Source organism: Streptomyces sp. NPDC051776 (genome assembly GCF_040681345.1).
GTDB lineage: Bacteria > Actinomycetota > Actinomycetes > Streptomycetales > Streptomycetaceae > Streptomyces.
Map to the genome: position 1 here is coordinate 22,497 of NZ_JBFAYQ010000007.1, position 26,035 is coordinate 48,531.

25 protein-coding genes are annotated in these 26,035 nt (G+C 71.7%); 5 read left to right on the forward strand and 20 right to left on the reverse strand.

Annotated elements, in window-relative coordinates; genetic code table 11:
• Positions 1–6 precede the first annotated feature (6 nt).
• The 5 genes from AB0M26_RS08220 to AB0M26_RS08240 all read right to left on the reverse strand — a co-directional run bounded on the left by AB0M26_RS08220 (position 7) and on the right by AB0M26_RS08240 (position 4,975).
• Complete coding sequence (locus tag AB0M26_RS08220; protein ID WP_365256448.1) at positions 7–894, reverse strand: oxygenase MpaB family protein; 888 nt, start codon at positions 892–894, stop codon at positions 7–9.
• 288 nt (positions 895–1,182) lie between these two features.
• A complete protein-coding gene (locus AB0M26_RS08225; RefSeq protein ID WP_365256451.1) occupies positions 1,183–2,361 on the reverse strand; it encodes an acyl-CoA dehydrogenase family protein in 1,179 nt (392 codons plus the stop codon).
• Positions 2,362–2,528: 167 nt separating this feature from the next.
• Positions 2,529–3,269, reverse strand: coding sequence for a polysaccharide deacetylase family protein (locus tag AB0M26_RS08230; RefSeq protein WP_365256454.1), 741 nt, complete (start codon positions 3,267–3,269; stop codon positions 2,529–2,531).
• A complete protein-coding gene (locus AB0M26_RS08235) occupies positions 3,266–4,141 on the reverse strand; it encodes a DMT family transporter (protein ID WP_365256457.1) in 876 nt (291 codons plus the stop codon). The genes AB0M26_RS08230 and AB0M26_RS08235 overlap by 4 nt, the downstream gene beginning before the upstream one ends.
• Positions 4,142–4,189: 48 nt before the next feature.
• On the reverse strand, positions 4,190–4,975 hold the full coding sequence (locus AB0M26_RS08240; protein ID WP_365256459.1) for an SDR family oxidoreductase: 786 nt from the start codon (positions 4,973–4,975) through the stop codon (positions 4,190–4,192).
• A gap of 234 nt (positions 4,976–5,209) precedes the next feature.
• Between AB0M26_RS08240 and AB0M26_RS08245 the strand changes: the two genes are divergently transcribed.
• Positions 5,210–6,316 carry a galactosyldiacylglycerol synthase gene (locus tag AB0M26_RS08245; RefSeq protein WP_365256462.1) on the forward strand — a complete coding sequence of 369 codons (1,107 nt, stop codon included), beginning with the start codon at positions 5,210–5,212 and terminating at the stop codon, positions 6,314–6,316.
• Positions 6,317–6,636: 320 nt separating this feature from the next.
• Here AB0M26_RS08245 and AB0M26_RS08250 read toward each other — a convergent pair whose 3' ends face one another.
• Positions 6,637–7,497 (reverse strand): uracil-DNA glycosylase, encoded by an 861-nt coding sequence (locus AB0M26_RS08250; RefSeq protein ID WP_365256469.1) that lies wholly within the window; start codon positions 7,495–7,497, stop codon positions 6,637–6,639.
• Between the two features lie 704 nt (positions 7,498–8,201).
• Here AB0M26_RS08250 and AB0M26_RS08255 point away from each other — a divergent pair.
• Both AB0M26_RS08255 and dhaK read left to right on the forward strand, forming a co-directional pair.
• Positions 8,202–8,744 carry a response regulator transcription factor gene (locus AB0M26_RS08255; RefSeq protein ID WP_365256472.1) on the forward strand — a complete coding sequence of 181 codons (543 nt, stop codon included), beginning with the start codon at positions 8,202–8,204 and terminating at the stop codon, positions 8,742–8,744.
• 306 nt (positions 8,745–9,050) lie between these two features.
• Positions 9,051–10,043 (forward strand): dihydroxyacetone kinase subunit DhaK, encoded by a 993-nt coding sequence (dhaK, locus tag AB0M26_RS08260; protein ID WP_365256475.1) that lies wholly within the window; start codon positions 9,051–9,053, stop codon positions 10,041–10,043.
• Positions 10,044–10,371: 328 nt separating this feature from the next.
• On the opposite strand, the gene AB0M26_RS08265 is transcribed toward dhaK, so the two are convergent.
• Positions 10,372–10,854 carry a nuclear transport factor 2 family protein gene (locus AB0M26_RS08265; protein ID WP_365256478.1) on the reverse strand — a complete coding sequence of 161 codons (483 nt, stop codon included), beginning with the start codon at positions 10,852–10,854 and terminating at the stop codon, positions 10,372–10,374.
• Positions 10,855–11,034: 180 nt separating this feature from the next.
• On the opposite strand from AB0M26_RS08265, the gene AB0M26_RS08270 reads away from it, so the two are divergent.
• The gene (locus AB0M26_RS08270) at positions 11,035–11,694 is read left to right on the forward strand and encodes a cysteine hydrolase (RefSeq protein WP_365256481.1); all 660 of its coding nucleotides are present in this window, start codon (positions 11,035–11,037) and stop codon (positions 11,692–11,694) included.
• A gap of 14 nt (positions 11,695–11,708) precedes the next feature.
• Here AB0M26_RS08270 and AB0M26_RS08275 read toward each other — a convergent pair whose 3' ends face one another.
• The 12 genes from AB0M26_RS08275 to AB0M26_RS08330 form a co-directional block, all read right to left on the reverse strand.
• Positions 11,709–12,239 carry a TerD family protein gene (locus AB0M26_RS08275; RefSeq protein ID WP_365256484.1) on the reverse strand — a complete coding sequence of 177 codons (531 nt, stop codon included), beginning with the start codon at positions 12,237–12,239 and terminating at the stop codon, positions 11,709–11,711.
• 229 nt (positions 12,240–12,468) lie between these two features.
• Complete coding sequence (locus AB0M26_RS08280; protein WP_365256487.1) at positions 12,469–13,761, reverse strand: hypothetical protein; 1,293 nt, start codon at positions 13,759–13,761, stop codon at positions 12,469–12,471.
• 70 nt (positions 13,762–13,831) lie between these two features.
• Positions 13,832–14,305 (reverse strand): hypothetical protein, encoded by a 474-nt coding sequence (locus AB0M26_RS08285; protein WP_365256490.1) that lies wholly within the window; start codon positions 14,303–14,305, stop codon positions 13,832–13,834.
• Positions 14,302–18,228, reverse strand: a complete 3,927-nt coding sequence (gene eccCa / locus AB0M26_RS08290; protein WP_365256492.1) for a type VII secretion protein EccCa — start codon at positions 18,226–18,228, stop codon at positions 14,302–14,304. The genes AB0M26_RS08285 and eccCa overlap by 4 nt, the downstream gene beginning before the upstream one ends.
• Positions 18,229–18,230: 2 nt before the next feature.
• A complete protein-coding gene (locus AB0M26_RS08295; protein WP_365256495.1) occupies positions 18,231–19,655 on the reverse strand; it encodes an EsaB/YukD family protein in 1,425 nt (474 codons plus the stop codon).
• 8 nt (positions 19,656–19,663) lie between these two features.
• A complete protein-coding gene (locus tag AB0M26_RS08300; protein ID WP_365256498.1) occupies positions 19,664–19,993 on the reverse strand; it encodes a hypothetical protein in 330 nt (109 codons plus the stop codon).
• Positions 19,990–21,633: a hypothetical protein gene (locus tag AB0M26_RS08305; RefSeq protein WP_365256501.1), complete on the reverse strand. Its 1,644-nt coding sequence runs from the start codon at positions 21,631–21,633 to the stop codon at positions 19,990–19,992. Before AB0M26_RS08305 ends, AB0M26_RS08300 begins: the two co-directional genes overlap by 4 nt.
• 51 nt (positions 21,634–21,684) lie before the next feature.
• Entirely contained in the window at positions 21,685–21,990 is a 306-nt protein-coding gene (locus AB0M26_RS08310) for a hypothetical protein (RefSeq protein WP_365256504.1), read from the reverse strand.
• A gap of 10 nt (positions 21,991–22,000) precedes the next feature.
• On the reverse strand, positions 22,001–22,291 hold the full coding sequence (locus tag AB0M26_RS08315) for a WXG100 family type VII secretion target (RefSeq protein WP_365256507.1): 291 nt from the start codon (positions 22,289–22,291) through the stop codon (positions 22,001–22,003).
• A gap of 30 nt (positions 22,292–22,321) precedes the next feature.
• Positions 22,322–22,639, reverse strand: a complete 318-nt coding sequence (locus AB0M26_RS08320; protein WP_365256510.1) for a WXG100 family type VII secretion target — start codon at positions 22,637–22,639, stop codon at positions 22,322–22,324.
• Positions 22,640–22,698: 59 nt separating this feature from the next.
• Positions 22,699–23,328, reverse strand: coding sequence for a hypothetical protein (locus AB0M26_RS08325; protein ID WP_365256513.1), 630 nt, complete (start codon positions 23,326–23,328; stop codon positions 22,699–22,701).
• A gap of 385 nt (positions 23,329–23,713) precedes the next feature.
• Positions 23,714–24,121, reverse strand: a complete 408-nt coding sequence (locus AB0M26_RS08330; RefSeq protein ID WP_365256516.1) for a hypothetical protein — start codon at positions 24,119–24,121, stop codon at positions 23,714–23,716.
• A gap of 539 nt (positions 24,122–24,660) precedes the next feature.
• Here AB0M26_RS08330 and AB0M26_RS08335 point away from each other — a divergent pair.
• The gene (locus AB0M26_RS08335; protein WP_365256519.1) at positions 24,661–25,338 is read left to right on the forward strand and encodes an ATP-binding protein; all 678 of its coding nucleotides are present in this window, start codon (positions 24,661–24,663) and stop codon (positions 25,336–25,338) included.
• Between the two features lie 21 nt (positions 25,339–25,359).
• On the opposite strand, the gene AB0M26_RS08340 is transcribed toward AB0M26_RS08335, so the two are convergent.
• A complete protein-coding gene (locus AB0M26_RS08340; RefSeq protein WP_365256522.1) occupies positions 25,360–26,022 on the reverse strand; it encodes a response regulator transcription factor in 663 nt (220 codons plus the stop codon).
• Positions 26,023–26,035: the final 13 nt, after the last annotated feature.

The following is a 26,035-nucleotide window of genomic DNA, read 5'->3' on the forward strand; positions in this document are numbered from 1 at the left end:
CGTCGGTCATTTCGGCCCGCCTCCCGGTCCGTCCAGTATGGCTGCCAGCTCGCGCAGCCTGTAGGGCGACGGGCGAGCTCCTGGGCCGAGGCGGTCCATGGCCCGGGGTATGTGGCGGGGCGGCAGCCTCCAGCGCAGGTCGTCCGGCACGGTGCGGAGGATGGTCCGCACGGCCTGCAGCCGCCTGGTGACGGTCGCGGGCGGCGGGGCGGGAAGCCGGTAGAGACGGTGGGCGTACGGCGGCAGTGCGGCGTACGCGAGTGCCGCGATGCGCCGCCAGAGCACTTCGCGCGCGGGGACGAGCAGCGGTGCGACGGGTGGACGGCGGAGGAAGGCCTCGACGTCGTACGCCTCCGGGCTCGCCGCGAGATCGAGCCGCACCGACGCGAAATACGCCGCCATGCTCGCGGTGTCGCCCGGGACCCCGGCCGGGTCGAGGCCGACGAGACGGGCCGCCGCGCGCTGCTCGCGCACATACGCGTCGGCCTGGCGGTCGGTGAGCGGGATGCCGGAGCGGCGGGCCACCTGGAGGTAGGAGTCGATCTCCGCACAGTGCACCCACAGGAGCAGCTCCGGCTCGTCCACGCCGTAGCGCTCGCCGGTCTCCGGGTCGGTCGCGGAGAGGTGCCGGTGGATGGCGCGGACCCGGGCACCGGCCTTCTCGGCGGCCCGGGTGGTGCCGTAGGTGATGGTGCCGACGAAGTTGGCGGTGCGCAGCAACCGGCCCCAGGCGTCCTGCCGGAAGTCGGAGTTCTGGGTGACGCCGCGGACAGCTCGCGGGTGCAGCGCCTGGAAGTACAGCGCGCGCACCCCGGCGATCCACATCACCGGGTCGCCGTGGATCTGCCAGGTGACCGATCGGGGGCCGAACAGGCCCGGGTCGTCGTCGGCCATCGCCTCACCTCCCGGCAGCAGGGGCAGGGTCCGTCCTCAACGTAGCGTCGTCCGTTTCAACTGGCGTCGTCCACCCGAAGGGCGGGGCCCGGGGCGTCCGGTGCGTGCGGTCGCAGGGCAGCGGAGAAGAGCGCACCGGCACCGCGTGCGACGACGACACCGCGGCGTGGGGGCCCTCTCCCGGCCACCGCTGGCGGGGGTGCCCACAGGTAGCCGGGGGCGGGCGTGCCGGATACCGCGGGGCGGACGGGTCCGTGAAGACCGGGCCCGATGCGCGCGGCCGGGCGGTCAGCGGCGCACCCGGGGCATGCCGAGGCCGATCCAGGAGATGATCTCGCGCTGGATCTCGTTGTTGCCACCGCCGAAGGTGAAGATCACGGCGCTGCGGTAACCGCGCTCCAGCTCTCCGTGGAGCACCGCCCCCGCCGAGCCCTCCTTCAGGGGAGCGGCCGCGCCCACGATCTCCATCAGCCAGGCGTACGCGTCCCGGCGGGCCTCGGAGCCGTAGACCTTGACGGCCGAGGCGTCGTGCGGGGTGAGCGCGCCCCGCTGAAGGGCGTCCACCATCTGCCAGTTGAGGAGTTTCATCGCGTCCAGCCGGGCGTGCGTACGGGCTAGGCGGCCGCGGACCCAGCCCAGGTCGATGACGCGGCGCCCGTCGACGAGCTTGGTGTCGGCGGCCCAGCGCCGGACGTTGTGCAGCGCGCGGATGGCCATGGTGCCGTGCGCGGCGAGTGTGACGCGCTCGTGGTTGAGCTGCGTGGTGATGAGCCGCCAGCCCTTGTTCTCCTCGCCGACGCGCCGGCTCACGGGGACGCGGATGTTCTCGTAGTAGCTGGCGGTGGTGTCGTGGGAGGCGAGGGTGTTGATACGGGTGCAGGAGTAGCCGGGCTCGGTGGTCGGCACGAGCAGGATGGAAATGCCCTTGTGGGGCGGGGCTTCGGGATCGGTGCGGACGGCGAGCCAGACCCAGTCGGCGGTGTCGCCGTTGGTGGTCCAGATCTTCTGCCCGTTGACGACGTAGGTGTCCCCGTCCCGTACGGCCCGTGTCTTGAGGGAGGCGAGATCGGTGCCGGCGTCGGGCTCGCTGTAGCCGATGGCGAAGTCGATCTCGCCGGAGAGGATGCGCGGGAGGAAGTACGCCTTCTGCTCGTCGGTGCCGAACTGCATGATGGTGGGACCGACGGTGTTCAGGGCCATCAGGGGCAGCGGCACGCCCGCCTGGGCCGCCTCGTCGAAGAAGATGAACTGCTCCATGGGCGTCATGCCGCGGCCCCCGTACTCGGTGGGCCAGCCGACGCCGAGGCGGCCGTCCGCGCCGAGTCGGCGGATGATCTGCCGGTAGAACCGCTTCTGGTCGGCGGGGTCGGCGTAGCGGGCGTAGGCGTTCTCCGGCACCAACTCGGCGAAGTAGGCACGCAGTTCGGCGCGCAACTGCTGCTGCTCGGGCGTGTATTCGAGGTGCACGGCCCCTCCTGGGAGTCTGGCTGTCCTTCGCTGTCCCTGCGGCGGCGCACAGAGTAGAACTCGTTTCACTAATCCGGAAGGGACACGGCGCGACGGCGGGCCGCGCCAAGGACCGTACGATGGGCGGGCGTTCGGAAAGGGGGCGCGGGCCGGTTCGGCCGCGCCGCCTATGTCACCCGGCGCGCCTGGAGCCCGTGTTCGCCGAGCGACCCGACCCTCATCCCCCGCTCCCGGCAGAGCTCCACCAGCATCGGCAGGGCCCCGAGCGCCGCCCGCCACGACTCCGGCGCGCTCACCCGGTCCGAGTCGTGCAGCAGGACCGTCCCCCCACCGCGCAGAGTCGCCCCCACCTCGGACAGGACGCTGCCCGGGTCGGCCTCCGCCGTCCAGTCACGCCCCCAGGCCGACCACAGCACCGGCTGCAGCCCGGCTCGGCGAGCCGCGGCCCAGCGACCTCCGGTGAGGATGCCGTACGGTGGCCGGTACCACAGGGGCCGCTCGCCCGCGACCTTCAGCACGGTGTCCGCGGCGCGCGGCAGTTCGCGGAGATCACGCCGGAGCCGGGGGTACCAGGGCCACTCGTGGCGCCATCCGTGCACGGCGAGTTCATGGCCCTCCGCCACGATGCGCCGGCCGAGATCGGCGTACCGCTGCAGCTCCGAGCCGAGGACGAAGAACGTGGCCCGGACGGAGAGTCGGTCCAGCTCGCGCAGGAAGCGCGGCGTGCTCGCCGGGTCGGGTCCGTCGTCGAAGGTGAGCGCCACGTGGCCCGGGTCGCCCTGGCCGTCCAGCGCGGGGGCCAGCGTCCGGCGCACCGCCGGGATCCAGGTGGCCGCGGGTCCGATGTGCCAGCCCGCCGTGGCCAGGGCGGCCCCGCCCGCCAGCCCCGCGGCGGTACGCACGGTCACCACATCTGCTCCTCGTTCTCTCCGGAGATCACGGGCGACCTGGCCAGTTGGACGCTGCCCAGGACGAGTACGGCGAGAGCCACCGCCTCCGGCAGTATCCGCACGCCGAGGGCGATGTGCTCGTCGAAGAGAACGATGCCGAGGATGACGCTGAGGAGGGCGTCGCCGAGGGTGAGGGCGGGCTGCGAGGCCACCAGAGTCCCCGCGCGCAGCGTCATCTGCAGGAGCAGGAAGCTGCCAAGACCCACCACCGCCACCGAGTACGTCTGCCAGGTCGTCAGGAAGTCCCCCACGCCGCCGTCGGCCAGGATCCCGATGGCGTCCTTCATCAGCGCCGCGGTGCACGAGAAGCCGATGGCCGTCGCCGTACCGAAGACCGCGGCGCGCGGCGCAGACCGCAGCCGCGACCCGACCGCCATCAGCGCGGCGCCCACCACCAGCACCCCCAGGGCCACCGGCACCCACCGCCCGTCCGGCACCGTCGAGCTGCCCCTGGAGGGTTCGGCCAGGCGCATGAACGCCGCGAGCCCGGCCGCCATGGCGAAGAAGGCCCACCAGGTGCGCCGGTCCGGCCGGTGGTGGAAGACGGCACTGCCCACGACGAGGGTGAAGAGGAGTTCCGTGGTCATCACGGGCTGCACCACGGCCAGCGGCCCGGTCGCCAGGGCGCCGGCCTGGCAGACACCGGACAGGACAAGGGCGCCCGCGCCCCAGAGCCAGACGGGCCGGTGAAGGAGGCCGACGAGCCAGGCGGCCCGCCGCGCCGACGGCGGCGGTCTCTCCTCGGCCGCCGCGCGGCGCTGCAGGACGGAGGCGGCGGCGTTGCCGAACGCGGCCAGCAGCGCCAGGACGACCGACAGTGCCGCCGTCACGCCGTGGACCTCGCGCCGCCCACCCTGGCCCGTCCCCTGCCCGGCACCTCAGCCGAAGCGTTTCGCCAGCGCACGGAACACGCCCGGGGCCGCGCCCTGCATCCGTGCCGGCCAGCCCAGCCACGCCGGGACGAACGCCTCCTCCCGCCCGGAGACCAACGCCCTCAGGACGGCGTCGGCCACCCGGTCCGCGGATACGGGCCGCGGCCGCGTGCGGTGGTAGGGCACCCCGCGCCGGCTGAAGAAGGGAGTGTCCACGGCTCCCGGCATGATCATCGAAACCCCCACGTGCGTGTGCCCCAGCTCGTAGCGCAGGCTGTCGGCGAAGGCGATCAGACCGCCCTTCGCGGCGGCGTACACCGCCTCGTCCCGTACGCCCACGCGCCCGGCCATGGAGCCGATCATTACCACCCGGCCCGTCCCGCGGGACGCCATCTCCGGCAGGAACAGCCGTACGAGATGCACCACCGACGACAGGTCGACCGACAGCACCCGGTCGACGGCGTCGGCGGGCATCGTGGTGAAGGGCCCGGCCCAGCCGATGCCCGCAGCGGCGACCAGCGCGTCGACCCGGCCGGTGTGCTCCAGGGCCTCCTCCGCGAGCAGTTCGCGGCCCGCGGGGTCGGCGACGTCGGCGGGCAGCGCGGTGCCGTCCGTCCGTTTGGCGACCGCGGCCAGACGGTCCGGGTCGCGCCCGTTGAGCAGCAGCCGCCAGCCGCCGTGCGCGGCGAGCCGCTCGGCGACCGCGGCCCCGATCCCGGAGGAGGCACCCGTGATCAGCGCGACCGGTCTCTCAGCACCGAACGAGGCGCGGCGCCGGGGCCTGTGGGGCATCGTCGGTCCTCCGGAATCTGAAGAAGCTGCGCTTCCAGGATCCTGGCTCCCGGCCGGGTCCGCCTCTCCACAGCTCCCGGGCCCGTCACCCGAAAGGCTCGATTCACCCGGCCGCCCGCGCGGCATTCAGCCCTTCGGCACACCAGCCATCGGCAGATCGGGCACACCGGGCACATCGGTTCCGGCCCGGACGCGACCCGGTCCTGCCCGGCCCGCCTCGACCTCTGGAGTCTCATGGAGCGGCGTTTCGTGGTGCTCAGCGCGAGCATGGGCGCGGGCCACGACGCGGTGGCACGCGAACTGGCGCGGCGGCTGCGGACCCTGGGCCACGACGTCCTGGTGCAGGATGTCCTCGCGCTGCTGCCGCCCGGCACCGGCCCCGCCCTGCGCTCGTTCTACCGCGCCTCGGTCCGCCACACTCCCCGGCTCTACGCGGGGATCTACGCGACGTTCCTGGCCCCGGGGCCCGGTCCGCGGCCGGGCAGTTCGCCCCTGGCCGCCCTGGCCGAACGCCGCCTGGCGGAGGTGGTACGGCGCTGGCGGGCCGATGCCGTGGTGTCCACCTTCCACCTCGCGGCGCAGATCACCGGGAGGATGCGGGAGCGCGGGACCCTCGACGTCCCGAGTGCGGTCGTCGTCATCGACTTCGCCGTCCACCGGGGATGGCTGCATCCGGGCAACGACCTGCATCTCTGCCTCACCGAGGCCGCGGCGGCGACCGCGCGGCGGGCCACCGGCCGCCCCGCCACCGCTGCGGGACCCGTCGTCTCCCCGCAGTTCGGTGCGGAGACGGCCGGGAGCCCGTGGTACCCGTGGCGCACCACGTTCGCCCGGCGGGCGCCCGGACGGCCGCCGGTGCTGCTCTCCGCGGGCGCGTGGGGCGTCGGCTCGGGGCTGCTCGCCACCGCGCAGGCCCTGGCCCGGGGCGGGTTCCTGCCGGTGCTGCTGTGCGGCCGGGACGAGCGGTTGCGGCACCGGGCGGCCTCCGTGCACGGGGTGCTGGCGCTGGGCTGGGTGCGCGACATGCCGGGCCTGATGGCCGCCTGCCGGGTCCTGGTCGACAACGCGGCCGGGCAGACCGCCGTACAAGCCCTGGCCGCCGGGCTCCCGGTGGTCGGGCACCGCCCGATCCCGGGCCACGGCGAGGAGGGTGTACGGGAGATGGCGGCGGCGGGGCTCTCCGCGTACGCCTCCGGTCCGGGCGGGCTGGTCGCCGAGGTGGGGCGACTCGCCCAGGACGGTCCGGAGCGGACGCGGCTCATCGACCGGGGCAGGACGGCTTTCGCGGCGGACGCCGCGCGTCTCATCGCGGATCTGACGGGCTCCCCCGCGCGCTCCTAGGGACCGGCAGGGTTTCAGGAGCACCGCAGGGTCTCAGGAACCCGGCAGAGTCCCGGAGTCTTGGCAGTTTGTCGGGAACCCGGCGGGTCCCCGCGAGCGCGGGGTGGGAGGACGGGCCCTGCTTCTTCGACGCTCCTTCGACGCGGACGGCGGCGGTTCCATGGACGAGTTCCTGTACGCATGGCGTACCGCGCAGGGGTCATTCGGCGACCGCGGATACTCCGTACTCCCCACGGCCGGACTCCCCACGGCCAGCCATGACTTCACAGCTGGAGCGGTGGCGGCGCGCAGGGAAGCCTCGGCGCACGCCCGCCGGGCTCTCAGTCCGCGCGGTCCGTGCTCCGGAATCCGCGGAGCCCCGCCAGTGCCGCCGCGTCCGCCAGCACCTCGCGGAGCATGGCGGGGGTGAGCCTGCCGGTGAAGGTGTTCTGCTGGCTGACGTGGTAGCAGCCGAGGAGGTGCAGCGCGGGTCCGCCGTGCCGGTTGGCCAGTTCGATGTGGACGCCGTGGCCGAACCGGGGCAGCGGGCGGGGCACCTGCCATCCGGCATCGGCGAGGACCGGTAGCAGCGCCTGCCAGCCGAACGCCCCGAGCACCACGACGGCCCGCAGCGTCGGCCGCAGCAGTTCGAGTTCGTGGGCGAGCCACGGGTTGCAGGTCCGGCGCTCCTGCGGCGTCGGTTTGTTGGCGGGCGGTGCGCAGTGCACGGGTGCGGTGACACGTACCCCGTGGAGTTCGAGGCCGTCGCCGGGCGCGGTCGACGTCGGCTGGGAAGCAAGCCCCACGGCATGGAGCGCGGCGAAGAGCACATCGCCGGACCGGTCGCCGGTGAACATGCGGCCCGTGCGGTTGCCTCCGTGCGCGGCGGGTGCGAGGCCGACGAGGGCGAGCGCGGCGTCGGACGGTCCGAACCCGGGTACGGGCCGCGCCCAGTAGTCCCAGTCCTGGTACGCGCGCCGCTTCTCCCGGCCGGTCTCCTCCCGCCAGGCCACCAGGCGCGGGCAGGCGCGGCAGGTCGTGAGGGCCGCGTCGAGAGCGGCGAGGTCGGGGGCGCGCGCTGCCGCACGGACCGGGAAGTCCGGTGCGTCGGGCGCGTGGTCTCCTGCCGCTGCGTCGGACGCGTGTTCTCCTGCCGTGTCGGCGCCGCGTCGTTTCCGCCGCGCCGGCGATGCGCGCCGCACCTGCGGTCCGCGCTGACCTTGAGGCTCCCGCTGCCCACCGGGCCCCCGCTGCCTTTCCGGCTTCCGCTGCCCTTCCGGTTTCCGCACGACGCCCTCTCCCTCGCAGTTCCCGGCCTCCTGGCGACGGAGCCGGGTTCCTCTCCGATCATCGCGCGTTCCCTCGCGCCCCGCTCGGTCACGGGCCCACCGTCCGGCGCTGCTTGACGCACCGCGAAGACGGGTGACGGGCTGCAGCCCCAAGGGCCAAGTGTGTCAAGTGGTGCGATGTTCACGCCTATTTGGCAGCTTCCCGAGCGAGCCGCTTCGACGTCCAGCGCCACCTGTTCCGGCTTCATCCCCGTGGCGGCCCTCGGGGTCTCCTGATCATTGCCGGGCTGGAAGCTCGTTTCCCGTACGGCAGTTGGGCCAGCTGTGGCGTGGGCACGGATGATCGGCTTCGTCATGAGCGGCACCGGGTGCGGGAACTCCCGCGCGTGGAAGGGACGTTGCACGGCCGGCCCGGTGGCGTGGACTCCGGTGCGCCCGTTTGCACGGCCGCCCCGGCGACTATCACACGCTCCCGCGGCCCGCCATCTCGGGCCGCCACACCTGAGTACCGCGTACTCAGGCGTGCCCCCCATCGATCCGCAAGACTGCGCACGACAGGCGTACGCAGTACGCCGACCACCCCCCACGTGCGAGACCCCATCATGATCAGAGTCCTTGTGGCTGACGACGAACCCCTCATCTGCACCGGAATCACCACCGTCCTCGGAAGCGCCGACGACATCGAGGTCGTCGGAGTGTCGGCGGCCGGGGATGGCGTACGAGCCGCGGCCCGGCTTCACGCCGCCGACGTCGTCCTGGTGGGGCTCGGCATGCCCGAGGCGCAGGAGCTGCGCGTCATCGAGTCGCTGCTGAGCGAGGCCCCGTCGCTGCGGGTGGTCATCCATGTGACGTTCTGGGACCGGGACAGCGCCGCCCACGCGCTCGCCCGGGGCTGCTCGGGCGTACTCATGAAGGGGGCGACCCCCGACGATCTCATCACCGCCGTGCGCGCGGCCGCGGCGGCCAACGTCTACGTCTCCCGGGACCGGGGCCGGGACGCCCACGAGCCGCCCGTCCCCGCACCGGCGGGAGCCGATCGCTGCGATTCCGGCACCCCGGTACGGCAATGCGCCCGGGCGACCGGGCTCGGACGTGCGCGGCGGCCGTCCTGGACGCGGGTCATCGGCGGCCTGGCCGAGATCCTCCCGCCTCGCCGCTAGGCCCCGCTCCAAGGGCGCTCTCCGGGAGGGCCACACGCCCGGAATCCGGCACCGCACCGCCCCCGGGCATCGCATACAGTCGACAGTTGGCTCGTGGTGATCTTGCGCACGTGGCCGGGGACCGACTGCCGACGCGCGCATACGGAGCGATACTGGCAGTGCGTGGGATCGCCAACACCCCGGGGGTTGCATCGGACGATTCATCTGACGCAGAGTCAGCGACGCCGCGACCGGACCCGCGTGAGCCGCTCGCACCCGCCATGGACCGCCAAGATCATTGAGCTCTCGAGCACCTCGGAGGTACCCATGAAGATGTTGATCAACGTCCCGGAGAACGTGGTCCCCGACGCCCTGCGCGGACTCGCCGCCGCTCACCCCGAGCTGACGGTCGATGTCGAGAACCGCGTGATCGTACGGCGGGACGCCCCGGTTGCGCACAAGGTGGGGCTGGTCTCCGGCGGCGGTTCGGGACACGAACCGCTGCATGGCGGGTTCGTCGGGCCCGGGATGCTCGATGCGGCCTGTCCCGGGGAGATCTTCACCTCGCCGGTGCCGGACCAGATGGCGCGCGCCGCGGCGGCCGTGGACAGCGGCAAGGGCGTGCTGTTCATCGTGAAGAACTACACGGGCGACGTGCTGAACTTCAACATGGCGGCCGAGCTCGCGGAGGATGAGGGCATCCAGGTCGCCAGCGTGCTGGTGAACGACGACGTGGCCGTCACCGACAGCCTCTACACCGCCGGCCGGCGCGGCACCGGGGCGACCCTGTTCGTGGAGAAGATCGCGGGCGCACTGGCCGAGGAGGGCGCGCCGCTGGAGCAGGTCGAGGCCGTCGCCCGCAAGGTCAACGAGGTCTCGCGGACCTTCGGCGTCGCGCTGAGCGCCTGTACGACACCGGCCAAGGGCGGCCCGACGTTCGAGCTGCCCCCCGGCGAACTGGAGCTCGGCATCGGCATCCACGGCGAGCCGGGCCGCGAACGCCGCGCGATGATGACGTCGCGTGAGATCGCGGACTTCGCGGTCGACGCGATCCTGGACGACATGCGCCCCGACGCCCCCGTACTGGCCCTGGTCAACGGCATGGGCGCCACCCCGCTCCTCGAGCTGCACGGGTTCAACGCCGAGGTGCACCGTGCGCTGGGCGAGCGCGGGGTGTCCATCGCCCGCACGCTCGTGGGCAACTACGTCACCTCGCTCGACATGGCCGGATGCTCGCTCACGCTGTGCCAGGCCGACGAGGAACTGCTACGGCTGTACGACGCGCCGGTGGCGACCCCGGGGCTGCGCTGGGGCCGCTGACCCGCGGTCCCTGTAACGCAGCGGACACGGTGCGAGCCGGGGACTCCCCGTCCCCGGCTACCCCGTGTGCCATTCGGACAACGGTCCTCAGGTCGCTCCTGCGTTCCTTCCGGGGCCGCCTCTTCTGCGGCCCCGCGGTCTTCCGGTACCCGGGGTCGCTCGCGCCGCCGTTGCCGCCCCGTCAAGGATCGCCTGCTCGCCGCCCGGACACGGCCGCCTGCTGCGTTGCCGGATCAGCCGAGCAGGCCCCACTACGAAGCCGATCCGGCGCCTTGCATCCGACCGCATCAGGACGCCTCGCCACCGGGCAAACCTTGACGGGGCGGCACTAGAGACCCCGCTCGGCGAGGTACGCGTCGAACTCCTCGCCGCGCTGGGTGTCTTCGAACACCATGTACCGGGTCAGCTTGCCCCAGCGCACGTGCCCGTAGATGACGCCCTCGTTCTCGTAGACGGTCTCGCCGCGGTCGTCCTCGCCGACGTCGTGGAAGCGAAGGCAGATCCGGGTCGCCCACGGGGGTCCGGAGACGAGTACATCGTCGAACTCGATCCGCAGACCGGCGTCCACGAAGCGCTGCAACCACTTCTCCACGGCCGGTTTGCCGCGGAAGTCCCCCGCCCACGAGCTGCGGCCCGGGAAGATGAAGCGCACATCGTCGGTGTACGACCGGAGCTGCGGCTCCAGGTCGCCCTCGGCCAGCCGCCGCGCGTTGTGGCGCACCATCGCGCCGACGGCGGCCTCGTACACGGCGGGAAGGACCGCCCCGACGACCACTCCGGCGACCACGGCTGATCGGCTCCTGCCCGGCATGCGGGTCCTCCCTGCACTCGACGGCCCGGTCCGCATGCGACCGTAGCGCCCCGTCCTCTCGTTCGCACCGCGGCGCGAGCGGAGGAACCGGGCCGGTCAGGCCGTTGGTCCGTGCCCGTCGGCGGATGTCCGGCGCGTGGATGCCCGGGGGGCGCACTGGCCGGGGGTAGCGTCGCGCCCGTGGATGAGCGAAACGATCTGGCCGTTCCCCGAACGCTCGAAGAGGTGTGCGACCCAGGACGCCTGGCGCTGCTGGTCTACGACATGCAGGCCGGCGTCCTGGGCCAGATCGGCGACCGCGAGCGCGTGGTGAACCGGGTCGTCGATGTGCTCGGGGCCGCGCGCGCCGCGGGAGTCCGCACGGTCTTCCTCCGCCATGTCACGCTGCCCACGGCGCTGATGGGCACCGGCCAGCTCCGCATGTGGCGGAGCTGGCAGCGCGCCGGCAGCGCGGCCGACGTGATCTCCGCCTTCCCGCCGGACGCCGAGCAGACGCAGCTCGTTCCCGAGCTGCGCCCGACCGACCGTGAGGCGGTCCTGGACAAGGTCACCATGTCGGCGTTCGAGGGGACGTGGCTCGATATCGTCCTGCGCGACTGCGGGATCACCGCCATCGCGCTCGTCGGCGTCGCCACCGAGATCGGCATCGAGCCCACCGCACGCCATGCGGCGGACCTCGGCTACATCCCCATCGTCGTCACGGACGCCTGCGGTGCGGGGGACGCGGACGCGGCCGAACGGGCGCTCGCCGGGCTCCGCTTCGCGGGCGACTCACTGCTGACGACCAGCGGGGAGTTCCGGGCGGCGCTCGCCGCGCACCTGCCCCGGGCTAAGGCGTAGGTCCCGCACCCAGGTCAGGAGTGGTCGGCACCCATCACATCGGCGAATGTGTCGGGGTCGGCATCGAAACCCCGGACACCCGGACGGAGTTGCCAGACGCCGGAGTCCGCGCGCGTGAACTCCGCCACCGTCGCGGCCGTGGCACCCGCGACACCCCCGAAATCGTCCCCCGCCAGCTCGATGTGCCCCTCCAGTACACGGACCTGACTGTTCGGTACATCCCCGAAGGTCTTCCGCCCCGTGCGCTGCTGAATGGCCACGCCCACGACGACCCGCCCGAACGAGGGCGCCAGCCGGTCGAGTTCCAGGGTCATCGCCTCGTCCGTGCCGAAGCCCTGGCCGGTCTGGCTGTCCCGGTTGAGGGTGATGGTGCCGTCGGGCGATCGGCTGTCGAAGTGCACGAGATAGACCGGTCGCCCGTACGGGTCGTCCGCTGCATAGGTCGCGGCGATGATGTCGAGGTCATTCGCCGGTGTGCCGGACGGACTGGGATCCCATTTGAGCGTCACCTCTGCTTTGGAGATCCCCTTGTTGAGACTGCTCACCGACTTCCCTTCCACAGAACCGGACCGATACGGACGCACGCATCCGCTGGGGCTCGGCACCGGCACACGGCCCACTGCCGGACTCGCTGTCCCGCCCCGGGTGCGTCCCGCACACGCCGGCCCCCGTGGGTGCAGTGTCTCAGCCCGGTGCACCGTGGCTCCAGGAGGTGGAGCCGACACCGTCCTGTGGGGTCGGGTTTCGGCCATATCCACGGGCGGGAAGCCGAGTTCACGTCGTCCCGGAGTCGGCCGTCTCCGGTTGCGTGCCGCGCGACGGCACGACGACCTCCGGTTCCCCGGAAGCACGGAACCGGCGGGCGTCGCGGGCGCCCTGCACGAACGCGGCGATCCGCGCCGCCGCCTCGCGCGCGGAGCGTCCCCCGACGCCCCGCGTGCGGTTCAGCGGCGGCGGTACGAGGGGAACCGGCCGGTGGCGGGGGCGCGTCGGCATCCCGGAGGGGGCGGGGGGCCCGACGGACCCTTCGCGGTCCCCTCCCGGGTACGGCGCGTCCGTGCCGTACGTCGCGGGGGTGGCGGTCGCGGCCAGGATCTCGTCCGGTAGATCGACCACCGCCCGCACCCGGCCGCGCGTCGCGGAGGAGTCCACGGTGACGCAGAACCCGTAGCGCCGGGCGAGGAGTCCGCAGAAGACGAGGCCGAAGCGGGGCGAGGTGCGCAGGGTCGAGATGTCCGGGGAATCGCTCTGCAACAGCAGTGACGTCCGGCCCCATTCGGCGGTGTCGAGGGCGCGGCCCTCGTCCTCGATGACGACGGCGAGGCCGTGGCGGGTGCGCTGGACCTGCACCCGGACCGTGGTCCGCGGCCCGGAGGCGGTGGCGGCGCTCTCCAGCAGGTCGGCAAGGACGAGGATCAGCCCGTCCACCGCCTGCCCCGACACGGCACGGTCCCGGTCGGCGAGCATGACCCGGACCCGGTTGCCGCCCCGGATCTGCCCGATCGCCGTCCGGACGACATCGTTCAGCGAGGTGGCGGCCCGCCGGCGGGCGGGCGAGGTACCGCACTCGACGACGAGCGCGGTGGCGCGCCGGAGTATCTGCGCATTGGCGTGATCGATGTCCGCGAGGAGCTGCTGGACCTCCGGGTCGCCGTCGCGCCGGGCCATCTCCACGATCTTCGCCTGCTGTGTGTGGGAGAGCGCCTGGGCCTCACGTGCCACCGTGAGGAGAAGCCGCATCGTCTCCTGTCCCGCGCAGTCGCGCGACTCGGCCATCGTCCGTGCGACGTGCGCCCCGGCGGTGCGCAGATGGCGTGCGAAGGCCGAGCCGGACAGCTGCGCGGCCGGCCCATGTCCGGGCGGCTCACCCTCCCCGCCGGGTTCCCCCGTGATGGCGGGAAGGGCTTCGGTGACCCACCGCGCCAGCTCCTCGTCGCGGGCGTCGAGGAGCCGGCGGAGCGTACGGGCGTCGCGGACCGAGCGTATGAGCATCACCGTCAAAGCGGTCGCGAGCGCCGCGCCCCCGGTGATGAGGGAGAGCAGCAGCGCGGTGTGAGGGGGGTTCATGAGTGCGTCGTGCTGCCTTCGGGCCAGGGGCGGCCCGCCGGAAAGGGCCGTCCTCGGTCTCGGGGTGTGGTCATCCGAATCTTTCGCTCTCGTTCTGTGCGGTTTCCTCGACCCGGCGGATCGACAGGTCCCGGCAGGCCCGGAGGGCGTCCTCGAACGCTCTGGCCGTGGCCGCCTCGAGTTCTCTGGTGGGTACGGGCGTGGGTGTGGGGAGGAAGCGGACCTTGATGCCCTCCATACGGGCCGAGCACTCCACTTCGACCATGGACCTTCCGTCCTGGCCCCGCACCGTCGTCGTCGACAGCTCCCTGGAGAGGCGGTCGAGGGAGACTCCGAGGTAGCTGAGCGAGCGCACGACACGGGAGAAGTCCTCCTGGAAGCGCTGCGGGCTCACGGTCTCGTCGGCGGCGATGGCGGTCGACGCGATGCCTCCGAGATGGTTGGTCATGGACGGCAGGCGCTGGCGCAACCGGCCCAGATAGGCGGCCAGTTCCTCGTCCAGTGGACGGTCGGGGCCGGGGATCGATGACGGTCTCTCGGTCATGTCAGGGTTTCCTCTCGGGGTGTTGCTTCTCTCGGGTCTGCTCCGCCGCGCCCCGTGGTCCCGACCCAGGGGACCTGGATCACCACGGACGGCGAGCCGTCGGAGGGGTCGTAACGGGCGCGACCGGGCGGGCCGATGACCGGCAGGTGGCCGAACACGGGACGGCCGGCCGTCTCCTTGCCCAGCAGCACCATCGGCGCGCCGAAGGAGCGCATCGTGTCGACGATGCCGGGGAGCCCGGCCGCGCCCTGTCCGCTGTCGCAGGCGACGACGGTGGTCAGTCCGAGCAGCGAGCCCAGCGGCAGCCAGTCGTTGAGCGGGGCCAGCGCGGCACGGGAGATGACCTGGGCGTTGTCGATGACCACGACCGTTCTGGGGCCCTCGTACCGCTCGCGGGAGAGCAGGTCCCCGGCCGCGCCACCGCCCTTGGGCAGACGGTTGCCGAGGTCCGAGACCAGCTCGTCGACGAGGTGGCCGGCGCGTACGGAGGAGGCCGCGAACGCCTGGACGTACGCCTCGGGCAGGGTCTTGACGATCTCCAGGCGCGGGTCGATGACGATCAGGCGCAGGGAATCGGGGTCGTGCGCGGCGGCCAGCTGCTCGACGACGGCCCGCAGGACGCTGGTCTTCCCGCGCTTGCGCCCGCCCAGGACGATCAGGCCCGGCTCGGCTCCCAGCAGGTCCTGCGTCTGCACCCCGCGGTCGACGTCCCGGAGCCCGATCACGACCCGCTCACGCGCATCGGCGCCGGACTGGGTGGCCAGGGCGGAGACTTCGGCCAGGTCCACGCTGGAGGGCAGGGCCGGGATCGAAGGCGCCTGAGCCGGGTCCCAGAGGCCGAGGACGTGCTCGATGGAGCGCGCGTATCGTGTCTCCGGCTCGTCGTCCGCATCGGCGAGATGCGGCTCGGCCACCTGGACCAGGCCCAGGGGGCACAGCGCGCGGCCGGGGCCCGCGCCGTCGAGGGACTGGCCATTGCGTCGCTGGTACATCGAGTCGATGACGTCGTTGAGCCGGAACTCCAGCTTGCTGGGGACGAGTTCGGTGGTGCCGGACCGGAAGTCGCCCCAGCGGCGCCCGGTGAGGACGACATGCACGCCCAGTCCCGGCCCCCGGGCCATGAGTTCGTTCAGCACGCTCTCGAAGTCCTCGGAATTCCGCTTGATCTCGGCGAAGTCGTCGAGGACGAGGATGAGATCGGCCGGCCCCGCCTGTGCGGTGTCCCGCGCGGTCCAGGCCGCGCGCAGATGCTCGGCACCGTCGAGTCCGCGCTCGGAGAGAGCCTGTTCGCGGTAGAGCAGGGAGGCCTGCAGGAAGTCGAGCGTCTGCTGGAGGAGACCCTCGCTGCCGCGCGGCACGACGCGCATGACATGGGGGAGTTCGCGCAGCGCCGACAGGCCGCCGCCGTAGTCCACGACCACGAAACCCAGGTGCTGCGGCGGATACAGGCTCGCGGCGGACAGGACGACCGTACGGAGCATGGTGGTCTTGCCCGTCTGCGCGGCGCCCACGACGGCGGTGGTCCCCGACGAGCCGCCGAGGTCGAGCAGCAGCGTCTCGGTGCGTTGGCGCGCCGGCTGGTCCAGGAGCCCGAAGGGCACGCGGACGCCCGCCGCCCCCTGCTCCCGTTCGGCGAGGAGATCCCGCAGTGCCAGGGCGGCGGGCAGCGGCGGGAGCCAGATCTGCCGGACCGCGGGCAGGGCGCGCCGCAGGGCGGTGACCGCGCGGTCCACGACCGTCTGGGGTCCGTAGACGTGCGAGGCCGTGGTCCCACCGATCCGGTCGCCGTCCTCGGTACGGATGACGACGCCGGTCTCGCCGGCCCGCTGCTCGCGGATCCGCCCGGAGACGTAGCCGCTCCGGAATACCCGCAGGGCATCGCCGCCCGCCTTGAGGATCGCGGCACCCGGGCGGCTCGGCAGATGGAACGCGTCCCTGACCCCGATGGCCGCCACGCTGTCCGCGGCGTTGAAGGTGCGCAGCGCCACGCGGTAGCTCAGATGGCTCTCAAGGCCGCGCAGCCGCCCCTCGTCCAGGCGCTGCGAGCAGATGAGGAGGTGCAGCCCGAGGCTGCGGCCGAGACGGCCGAGCGCGGTGAAGGTCTCGACGAAGTCATGGTGGGCCTCGATGAGTTCACTGAACTCGTCGACGATCACCAGCAGGTGCGGAAGGGGTTCCCAGTCGGTGTTCCGCGTCTGCCGCAGGGCGCGGTACTCACGGAGCGAGGAGACGCCCCGGTCGGCCAGAACCTCCTGGCGGCGCTGGAGTTCGCCTTCGAGGGCGAGCTTGACGCGGTCGACGAGGGTGGCGTCGCCCTCGAGGTTGGTGACGACACCACAGACGTGCGGCAGGGCGGAGAGGCCCACGAAGGTGGCGCCGCCCTTGAAGTCGGCCAGCATCATCGCCAGGTCGTCGGTGTGGTGGCGTACGGCCAGCGACGTGACGAGCGTGCGGAGGAGCTCGCTCTTGCCGGAGCCGGTCGCGCCGACGACGGCGCCGTGGGGTCCGGCCCCGCCGCGCGCGCTCTCCTTGAGGTCGAGGCGTACGAGGCGGCTTTGCCCGTCGAGTCCGAGATCCGCGCACAGGAAGTCCGGGGCGTCCTCGTGGACCCAGGCGATGTCCGCGGGGGCCCGGTCGAGGTGGGCGGTGGGGACGAGTTCGTCCAGGCTGAGCCCGTCGCCGCCGGCGGCCACGGCGTCGCCCGCGAGCGTCAGATGCGCGAGGCAACGGGCGACCGCGTCCGCGGCGGCCGGTGCCAGCGTCTCCAGCTCGATGTCCTGCGGGTCGCCGCTCACCAGGCTCAGGACGCCTCGGCCGTCGGCCCGGCACTCGAGGACGGCCTGCTCCGCCGTCTGCGCCGTCGGCGGCGTCTCGGCGATCCGGATGATCGAGAACGCGTCGGAGGCGCGCGGCAGCCGTTCGATCAGCGAGGCTGTGGCCTCGCCGTCCACGAGGATCAGGGTGTGACCGCAGTCGTCCGCCCGCTGCCGGTCCTCGCCGCCCATCTGCCGGCCACCGTGGTCGGGCTTCTGCAGGGATGCCGGCTCGGGCCGGCCCGCTGCCCGTTCCGCGGCCCGTTCGGCTCCCGCGAGATGCGGCAGCCAGCGGCACCAGCGCCACTCCGTCATACGGGCGGAGTCCGTGGCGAACACCGTCGTCAGGGCGTCCGGGCCGTGGAACATCGCGGCCTGCGCGATCAGACTCCGGGCCATCGCGGTGGCGGTCGCCCGGTCGCCGCAGAGCGTCAACTCCCGGAAGCGGGCGAAGGGGACGACCACCGGCCAGTCCCGGACCGTGGCGAGCAGCCGTACGAGATCGGTCTGCGCCTTGGTGCAGGCGATGTCCAGATCGATCTGCTCACTGGCCGAAGCGGTCGGACTGAGCCCCAGCCGCCACGGCAGGGGGCCGGCACCGAGGCGGACGCACAGGAAGTCCGGGTCGCTCGGCACGCGCTGCCAGAGCCGTTCGGGAACGTGGGCGAGGACGGGCAGGTCGCACGCGGGCGGCACGGACCACCGCAGGCCGGCACGCCGGTGCTCGATGGTTTCGGCGAGCCGGCGACGTGCCTCCCGCAGATCGAGCAGGTACGCGAGCTTGGTGCGCCGCATGCGACGGGCCTGCTGTCTGCGGTTCAGCACGGCCATGCCGACCGAGGACATCATCGTCGCGAAGACCAGGCCGGCGCCCATGAAGACGGACGACAGCGAGGGGTTGACGAGATAGATGAAGGAGAAGCCGATCATGCCGACGAGCGGCATGAGGGCCTGGGCGAGGGCCGAAGCGTCACGGTGGAACGTATCGACTTTGGGGACCTTGGGGAGGTCGACCTCGACGACGTCCGCGGGGTCGAGCGCATCGGGGCGCACCTCGCGGACCACGCGGGAGCGGCGGCCTCCGGTGGGCCGCGGACCGGGGGGCGTCATTGTCAGAACCACCCCTGGGCCAGCTCGTATCCGATGGACCAGGCCCACGTCCAGCCGCCCAGCTCCATGACGAGGGTGGCGAACACGGCGATGTGCACCAGCGGTCGTAGCCGCAGACAGGTGACCACGGCCCATCTGCTGGGCACGAAGGCGTGCCCGATGAGGACCAGCGCGGCCGCGAGCAGGGCGAAGGCGGCCAGGACCAGGGACGAGGCGAGCGGCAGCGTTACGTTGGCCGCCAGCAGGCTGAGAAGCAGCAGCAGCGCGAGGCCGCCGATGGCGCTCCTGCCGGGGAAGGTCCCGCTGAGCGGCAGCAGCGCGGCGGCTGCCAGGGCGCAGGCCCAGAAGGCCACGTCGTACGGCAGTGCGACACCGTCGATCAGCACGCACGCGACCAGTCCGGCGAAGGACGCGGCGGCGACGGCCGCTTGAACGGTGCGGGCACGGTCGACGAGCCGGGTCTCGCTGTGGCTGAGCCTGTCGAGCATGCGGGTGGTGGAATCGGTCCGGGCGGCCGTCTCGGCACCGGCGGTGCCGCTCGCGCCGACGGCCTCGGTGATGTGGGAGATCCAGAGTCCGAGCCGGTGGCTGGTCACCATCGCCGCGGTCCAGGCGGCCCCCAGGGCGAGCAGGCCGATGCCGAACGACCGGGGCGCCAGGTGCATCGCGCCCGCCGCGCCGCCCAGCGGCGCGAGCAGCACCAGGAGGGCGCCTGCGGAGGCCGGCCCCAGCACCTTCGCGATGACCAGGGCGGCCGCGTCGAGGAGAACGACGAGTGCGGCGAGCGCCGTCCCGGCGGCGGGGCCGGGGGCATGCAGCAGGGTGAGGATCGCGGCCGACGCGACGGCGGCCCAGCCCACAACGGGCAGGCTGGGCACGTCTCTTGAGGGACGCCGCGGATGCCGTCCCGGCCGTCCCGGCTTCCACGCGGACGATCTCGCCATGAGCAGGGCCCAGGCGTGCAGGCATACGGCGGCCAGAACGGCCGGAACGTCAGCGAAGGAGCCCCGGGAGGCGCCGAAAGCGACGACGGACAGCAGCACCCCGGCCGCGATGAGCGCGGGGACCACGCCCTTCGGGCCCGCCGGTGACGTTCCCGTCCGCCCGGACGGAAGGCCGGCGTCCCTGGGCGCGGACACCCGGGGGCGTTCCGGCGGGACGGTGAACCACAACCGGTCGCCGCTCACGACCCCTTGGCCCGCGAGCGGCACGTCCAGCGCGAGCGGCCGGCCTGCGCTCGTGGTCAACGGGCCGGAGAAGTCGGCGGCGAATCCCGTCTCGTGGAGGGTGGCCACCACGTGGTGCAGCCACTCCCCCACGGGGGCGCGCGCCGGGGCGTCCACGTCGACCGCGTAGCGGTTGGTGTGCAGGGTGATCCTGATGTGCTGGCCGCGGTCGGCTCGCGCCTCGGGAACCTGAATCGACATGTACGGATTCACCCGTCCTTCGACGCGGGATGGTGAGGCGCCGAAACACTGGGCGCCTTCTCGGTCTTCCGGATCTCTTCGCGCTGGTGGGTGATGACGGCCCCGGCCATGCCGGCCACGAAGGCGGCCACGACGGAGAGCCCGGCGAGCGTGGTGCCGGAGATGAGCCCGGCTCCCGGCCGTCCGCGCCCGGTCGCCTCCGCGAGGAGGTTGCCGTGCACCTCGCCGGCGTGAATGCGGTCGTGCAGGCCGCGCAGTTCCTGGTCGGCGATCTGTTCGGAGATGGATCCGCTGCCGGATCCGCTGAGCGGGCCGGTGGGGGTTCCGGTGCCGCTCATGGTGTCGTCCGTGCTTGGACCGCGTCCGGCGGAATGCCGGGCAGCGTGCTGGGGTCGGGAGGCGTGGGCTGCCCCTCCAGCTTGGGGGCGAGCGCCTGCTGGTACGCGTAGAGGGGACCGAACCCGGCGACCGGGTCGAGTGTCATCTTGCGGAACTGGGCCAGCCCGGTGTCGATGAGCACGTTGCCCAGGTAGTTCGCGGGGATGTTCAGTCCGGGGAATTCCGCGGGGAACTTGTCGTCCGTGCGGAAGGGGCCGAGGGCTTTGTTCGTCACATAGAAGCCGTTGCGCTTGAGTATGGGGATCGCCATGCCGGTGACCGTTCCGGCGGCGAGGTAGTAGAGGAAGGCCTTCGGGTCGATCTTGAAGTCCTTCCCGTCGACCGCGCTGGCCAGGGTGGCGAAGAGAGGCTGTACGGCCGTCTGGACCAGGACGTTCTGGAATGCGGTGATCGTTCCGTCCTTGATGAGCCGGGCACCGCGCGGGTCCGTTCCGTCGAGAATGTGCTGCCAGTTGAACGGCTCGCCCTTGATGGGACCGACGTCCGCCTGGCTCCACGGCAGGTCCTTGATCGCGGTGTCGAGGTCGTCGAATCGCTTGAACACATCGACGCCCATGTCCTTGCCGTGTTTGATCACATGCTTGGTGATGGTGTGCAGCGCATCGAACGTCATACCGCTGGCGACGATGCCGCCCCCGATGGCGAACAAGGGGAAGAGAAGATCGCCCTTGACGCTCCACAGGTCCTTGAAGCTGATACGGGGGTCCATCGCCAGCACGCCCTTGGCCAGCGTGTCCTCCACGAAACCCTGGCCGGCCGGGACGACGAACCTCCACAGATAGTCGCCGGTCTTCCGGAGGATGTTCTCCGGAAGGGCGGCCAGGTGGGTGGAGAGATTCCCCAGGGCGTTCTCGAAGAGGGCTCCCGAACTCCGCGTGCCGGCGAACGATCCACCGCGGACGAAGCCGCCGACGTTGACCTCGGCGCCACCCCGCAGAGCCGCCCCGGCGCCGCCCCGGACGAGGGAGCTTCCCCCGACCTCGGCACCGAGACGGCCCCCTGTTGCCCCCAGCCCCCGACCGACCGCCACCGCGCCGCGCAACCCTGTGCCGCCGACCGCGCGGACCAGGGCGGACGTGGCGAACTCGATGCCCTGGAAGAAGGTCCGGGCGATGGCTCCGAAGACCGACTGCAGGGCCGCCGTGATCACACCGCCGAAGAAGACACCGACGATGATCTCGGCTATGGCGAAGACGACGAGCAGCACCCACGAGAGGATTTCCCAGACTGAGCACTTCTGGGCTTCCTCCAGCTTGTCCGCGTACTCCATCAACTGCCGTGCGTAGTCGCGGAGTTGACGGGTGTACTGGTTCAGGTCGAGCCGTGACTGAGTGAGGGTCGCCGTGGCCTTGTCCGCCGCCTCGCCCTTCCAGGCGAAGGCCAGGGAAACGGTGTCGGCCTGGTGGACCGGAGAACCGTCGAGCGACTGCTGTACGACGCTGGTGTGCCCCAGCAGAAGCGTTCCCGCCATCGCGTCCACCGTCGCCCAGAACTGGTCGATGGAATCGGCGTACGAGTCGTACGCCCTCGCGGCGGTGCGGATCGCTTGCGGATCCCCCGACGGTTTCCCACAGGCCACTGCGGACCCTCCCCATATTTCGTGTGCGTTACCTCTGCGCTCCGTGGTGCGTCACGTAGCGAGATAGTCGTCCAGTGGACCCTTGGCAGACATGTCCGCCGCCCCGTAGTTGACAGCCACGGCCTGGATGCGGTCGATGACGTTCGCGAAGAGGTTCGCAATGTTGGATTCCGAGCCGATGACCTGGTTCAGGGTCTCTTCGTATTTCTGGTTGTCCTCGTCGGTTGCGAAGGCACCCTTCGCTCCGGCGGTCCTGACCCGGAACTCGAAGAATTCGGCGCCGTGCGCCCAGGCGTGCATCCGGCTTCCGGCAGCGGCCATGTCGAGCTGCTGCGCGTCCACCCAGAAGGTGCTCACGCCTTCCCCCTCACCACATCTGGGAATTGAGCGCTTCGCACTCCTCGTAGTTCATCGCCATTCTGTTCGTGCACTGCGCGACGTCGCCCAGTGCCAGGTTGAGCGCTTCCGCCGCCGCCCGCCATTCGTCACGGAAGGTGGAGTATCGGACGTTCGCCGGACCGACCCAGCCGGTCATCAGCCCCTGGATGCTGTTCTCAAGTTTCCTGAGACTGTTGCCGATCTCGTTGGTCTGGCTCGTCATGTCCGCGGAGACGCGCTGCAGCGCTCCGGTGTCGATGTTCATCACGTTGTAGGCCATGGTGTTTCTCCTCGTGCTGGGTCTGGTGGGTCAGATGGAATTCATGAGCTGGGTCATGTGGTCCATCGTCCTGACGTGCGCGAGTTCGGTCCTGTCGTAGTTGACCTGCGTCTGCTCCAGCGCGAGGCCCATCTCCCGAAGGGTGGTCTGAATCCGGTCGGCCTGGACCTTCCACCGGGCGATGGCATTGCGGTAGCTGTCCGACGCGGGACCCTGCCAGTCGGCGATGGTCGTGTGCGTCCGGGACATCATCGCCTCGGTGAGGTCGACGATGTGCTGGTGGCAGGCCTTGGTCAGCTCGCCCGCCTCGGCGATATTGCCGGTCCTGGCGTGGTACTGCGTGCTCATCAGGATTCCTCCCCTGTATGGCCGGTGCCGCCCTCGGATCCGGGACGGAACCGGCGTTCTCAGCGATCCGATCTGCTGGGTGTCGGCCCGGGCGGTATTTCGGTGCCGACTCCGTCGAGCCTGTCGATCCAGCCCCTTGTGCTGACGCTGTAGGTGAAAGGCAATGTGTCGGCGTTCTTCTTGTCGATGGCGGTCAGGAACTCGTCCACAGTCACGGCGGTGGCGGAGGAGTCCTCGCTCATCGGCGCCACCACGGTGATGTCCGCGGCACGTTCGAGGTTGAACGTCTTCCGCTTGCCGGTCAGCACGAAGGAAGCCCGGTCCGCCGTGCCGAAGCAGACGAAATAGCCCTCCTCGGTCCTCAGCGTGAGGACACCGGCGTTGGTGCCGCTTCCGGTGACCGCGATGTATTCGGCGCTCCTCGGATGCCGGGGGCACGGCTTCGGTTTCGGCTTCTCGGCCGGCTTCTTCTTGCCCGCCGGCTTTTCCGGCGCAGACGCCGTGGGCGACGCGCCCGATGTCCCGGGCGCGGCCCAGAGCGCGTCGGACGAGTCACAGCCGGCGAGTGCGATCAGCGCGATGGCGGCAGTGATGGCGGAGACGGGCCGGAAAGGTCTCCGTACCGCCCCGCTGATCCGGTATCGGTCTCGAAATGGTGGCGCGGGCGCCTCCTTGCTCCGCTCGCACACCCGTGTCTCCAGTGGGGGGTTGAAAGTGGTCGGTGGAAGGAAGTTCCTGCAGAACTCCCTACTGGTCGGCCATCTTTCAACTTCTCCCATGGACGAATATCCGCCACCTGGCGGAACCCAAGCACGCCAGGGCGCCATGAAAGTCCATCAATCCTGACAAGAGTCAACTGGTCCGTTTTCCCCCGGATATGCATAGGGTCGACGGGTAAGTCAACCGCCGCCGACCCCAACTGCCCCTCGGTTCCGACCGGTTGGAGCGGCGCGTCAGGGCACCCCGGGCATGCGAACGGCCCGCACCCATGGGGGGAGGTGCGGGCCGGGCTTCGGCGCCGAGCGTGCGTCACGCGGAATCGGGCGTCACGCAACGACCGGCATTGTGGTCGCGCTATCGCGGCGTGGTGCGCAGGGCCTCCTCCACGAGCCGTACCTGATGGCCCAGCGTCACGGCGCGCTCGGCCTCGTGCCGGCTGATGGCGACGGCCTCCGCCGCCGGACGCCTCGCCACACCCCTGGACAGCTCGTCCTCGGCGAGTGAGCAGAAGAACGCCGTCGCGAGGGTCGCCTGGAGATGGTGACGCACCATGCGGGCGAGGACCACCGGGTACTGGTGCAGCACCGTCTGGCCGATCCACCGATCGGGCGCCAGACCGAAGAGCCAAGCCTTGGCGCCCTGCTCGAAGCGCGAGGAACTCGGCGGGGGGACGTCACCGGGCCACCCCGGAGGGGTGGGGTGACCACTGTTGAGCCAGGACCGTGCAGGACCGGGCCGCTCCCCGTCATGCATGGCGTTCATAAATGCCACCTAGGACCACAATTACGGACAGTGGTGCCACAGGCACGGAGTGAGCGGTGGTGGACCGTCACCGCTCGCTCCTCCCACAGGACAGCAGGGTGTTCGTCCCCCGTCACCCATGCGTGAGCCTGCGCCCTGCCACCTGCTCCCGTATATCCGCCATGTGGCGGGTTTCGGGCGGACCCCGGAGTACGGCGGGGCCACCTGGCGGATGCCGGGGAGACGCGCAGCGGCCGCCCTCCGCGGAGACGCCGCCCCGCGATCGCTCACCGCACCGGCACGCGCACGGAGAGCGCACGGACCGCGAGAGAACTCCCGCGACGGATGACCCGCCCGGTGCGCTCCACGCCCGACGGCAGCCGGATCGATGCGCCTGCGGCCCCCTCCTCGCGTCCTCTGCGCCCCTTCAAAGGGCGGATACACGGCACACCGCAAAGATTGCCGCCAAGTGGCGGATACAGGATCAACGCCACCGCTCCAGGCTTGAGGTGATCGGGGGATCCGAACTGGATGGCCATGTGGCCCGAGAGGAACCCGCGATGCCGTTCCGCATCGAGAAGCAGACCATGCAACAGTCGTGGCGGGAGGTGCACCCCGCCGAGAGCGAGTTCGGTGTGCCGCCACTGGTCGCCGCGGAGACCTGGATGCAGCGGGCCTCCGCCACCGCGCCCCGTGAGGCACGGGCGCACATCGTCGAGCAGCTCACCGCCTGGGGGCTCCAGGCCACGGGCGACGATCTCGAACTGCTGGTCAGCGAGCTGGTCACCAATGGCTACCAGCATGTCGCGGACTGCGCCCACCTGCGGATGCAACTCCTGCTGGACTCCGGAAGCCTCACCGTATGCGTCTGCGACGACGGCGGCGGCGAGCCGGACCTGCGGCACGACCCCATCGGGGACGATGCCGATGTCGACGCGCTGCGCACCGGCGGGTACGGCCTGCTGCTGATGCGCCAGCTCTCGAGCGCGTGCGGAGTCGAGACGTACGACGGCGCCACGACCGTATGGTTCCGGCTGCCGCGCCCGCCGGACCGCCGCCCCGCCCCGGCCCCCCGTGCCCCGGGAGTCCGCCACGGGATCGCCCCCGCCGACCGTGCGCCGTCCGGTGCCGCGCCGCTCGGCATCGCATCGGATGCCGTCGCGGCCGCGCAGCACCACGACGATACGGCGCCTCTGTTCCCGCCCCGGTCCGGGGCCCCCGTCCTGACCGACGGTTGACCGCTCGGCAGGGCGGCCCCCTCAGGACTGCGCCCGGACCAGCCCCGACTCGTACGCGATCACGACGAGCTGGGCCCGGTCGCGGGCGCCGAGCTTCGTCAGGATCCGGCTGACATGGGTCTTGGCCGTCAGCGGGGAGAGCACCAGGTCGCGGGCGATCTCGGCGTTGGTCAGGCCGCGACCGACCAGGGTCAGCACCTCCCGCTCGCGGTCGGTGAGCATGGTCAGGTCGGGCGGGTCGACCCGCTGGTCCGGGCGGGAGACGAAGGCCTCGATGAGCTGCCGCGTCACCTTCGGTGAGAGCAGGCTGTCCCCCTGCGCCACGACTTTCACGGCGTTCAGCAGCTCCGTGGGCGGGGTGTCCTTCAGGAGGAAGCCGCCCGCACCGGCCCGCAGCGCGGCGAAGACGTGCTCGTCGTGTCCGAACGTGGTCAGCACCAGGACCTTCACCCCGGCCAGGCCCGGGTCGTCCACGATCATCGAGGTGGCCTCGATCCCGTCGACCCGGGGCATCCGGATGTCCATCAGCACGACGTCGGGGTGTGTGGCGCGCGCCAGCTCGACGGCCTGGGCGCCGTCCTCGGCCTCACCGACCACGGCCAGCTCCGGGTCGGAGTCGATGAGCAGCTTGAATCCGGCTCTGACCAGCTCCTGGTCGTCCGCCAGCAGAACCTGCACCGTCATGACGCCTCCGTGG

Bases quoted from the DNA above. Each gene is read 5' to 3' on its own strand.
- AB0M26_RS08220 (WP_365256448.1), bottom strand. From the start codon at position 894: ATGGCCGACGACGACCCGGGCCTGTTCGGCCCCCGATCGGTCACCTGG.
- AB0M26_RS08240 (WP_365256459.1), bottom strand. From the start codon at position 4,975: ATGCCCCACAGGCCCCGGCGCCGCGCCTCGTTCGGTGCTGAGAGACCG.
- AB0M26_RS08245 (WP_365256462.1), top strand. From the start codon at position 5,210: ATGGAGCGGCGTTTCGTGGTGCTCAGCGCGAGCATGGGCGCGGGCCAC.
- dhaK (WP_365256475.1), top strand. From the start codon at position 9,051: ATGAAGATGTTGATCAACGTCCCGGAGAACGTGGTCCCCGACGCCCTG.
- AB0M26_RS08265 (WP_365256478.1), bottom strand. From the start codon at position 10,854: ATGCCGGGCAGGAGCCGATCAGCCGTGGTCGCCGGAGTGGTCGTCGGG.
- AB0M26_RS08280 (WP_365256487.1), bottom strand. From the start codon at position 13,761: ATGAACCCCCCTCACACCGCGCTGCTGCTCTCCCTCATCACCGGGGGC.
- AB0M26_RS08285 (WP_365256490.1), bottom strand. From the start codon at position 14,305: ATGACCGAGAGACCGTCATCGATCCCCGGCCCCGACCGTCCACTGGAC.
- eccCa (WP_365256492.1), bottom strand. From the start codon at position 18,228: ATGACGCCCCCCGGTCCGCGGCCCACCGGAGGCCGCCGCTCCCGCGTG.
- AB0M26_RS08295 (WP_365256495.1), bottom strand. From the start codon at position 19,655: ATGTCGATTCAGGTTCCCGAGGCGCGAGCCGACCGCGGCCAGCACATC.
- AB0M26_RS08300 (WP_365256498.1), bottom strand. From the start codon at position 19,993: ATGAGCGGCACCGGAACCCCCACCGGCCCGCTCAGCGGATCCGGCAGC.
- AB0M26_RS08315 (WP_365256507.1), bottom strand. From the start codon at position 22,291: ATGGCCTACAACGTGATGAACATCGACACCGGAGCGCTGCAGCGCGTC.
- AB0M26_RS08320 (WP_365256510.1), bottom strand. From the start codon at position 22,639: ATGAGCACGCAGTACCACGCCAGGACCGGCAATATCGCCGAGGCGGGC.
- AB0M26_RS08330 (WP_365256516.1), bottom strand. From the start codon at position 24,121: ATGAACGCCATGCATGACGGGGAGCGGCCCGGTCCTGCACGGTCCTGG.
- AB0M26_RS08335 (WP_365256519.1), top strand. From the start codon at position 24,661: ATGCCGTTCCGCATCGAGAAGCAGACCATGCAACAGTCGTGGCGGGAG.
- AB0M26_RS08340 (WP_365256522.1), bottom strand. From the start codon at position 26,022: ATGACGGTGCAGGTTCTGCTGGCGGACGACCAGGAGCTGGTCAGAGCC.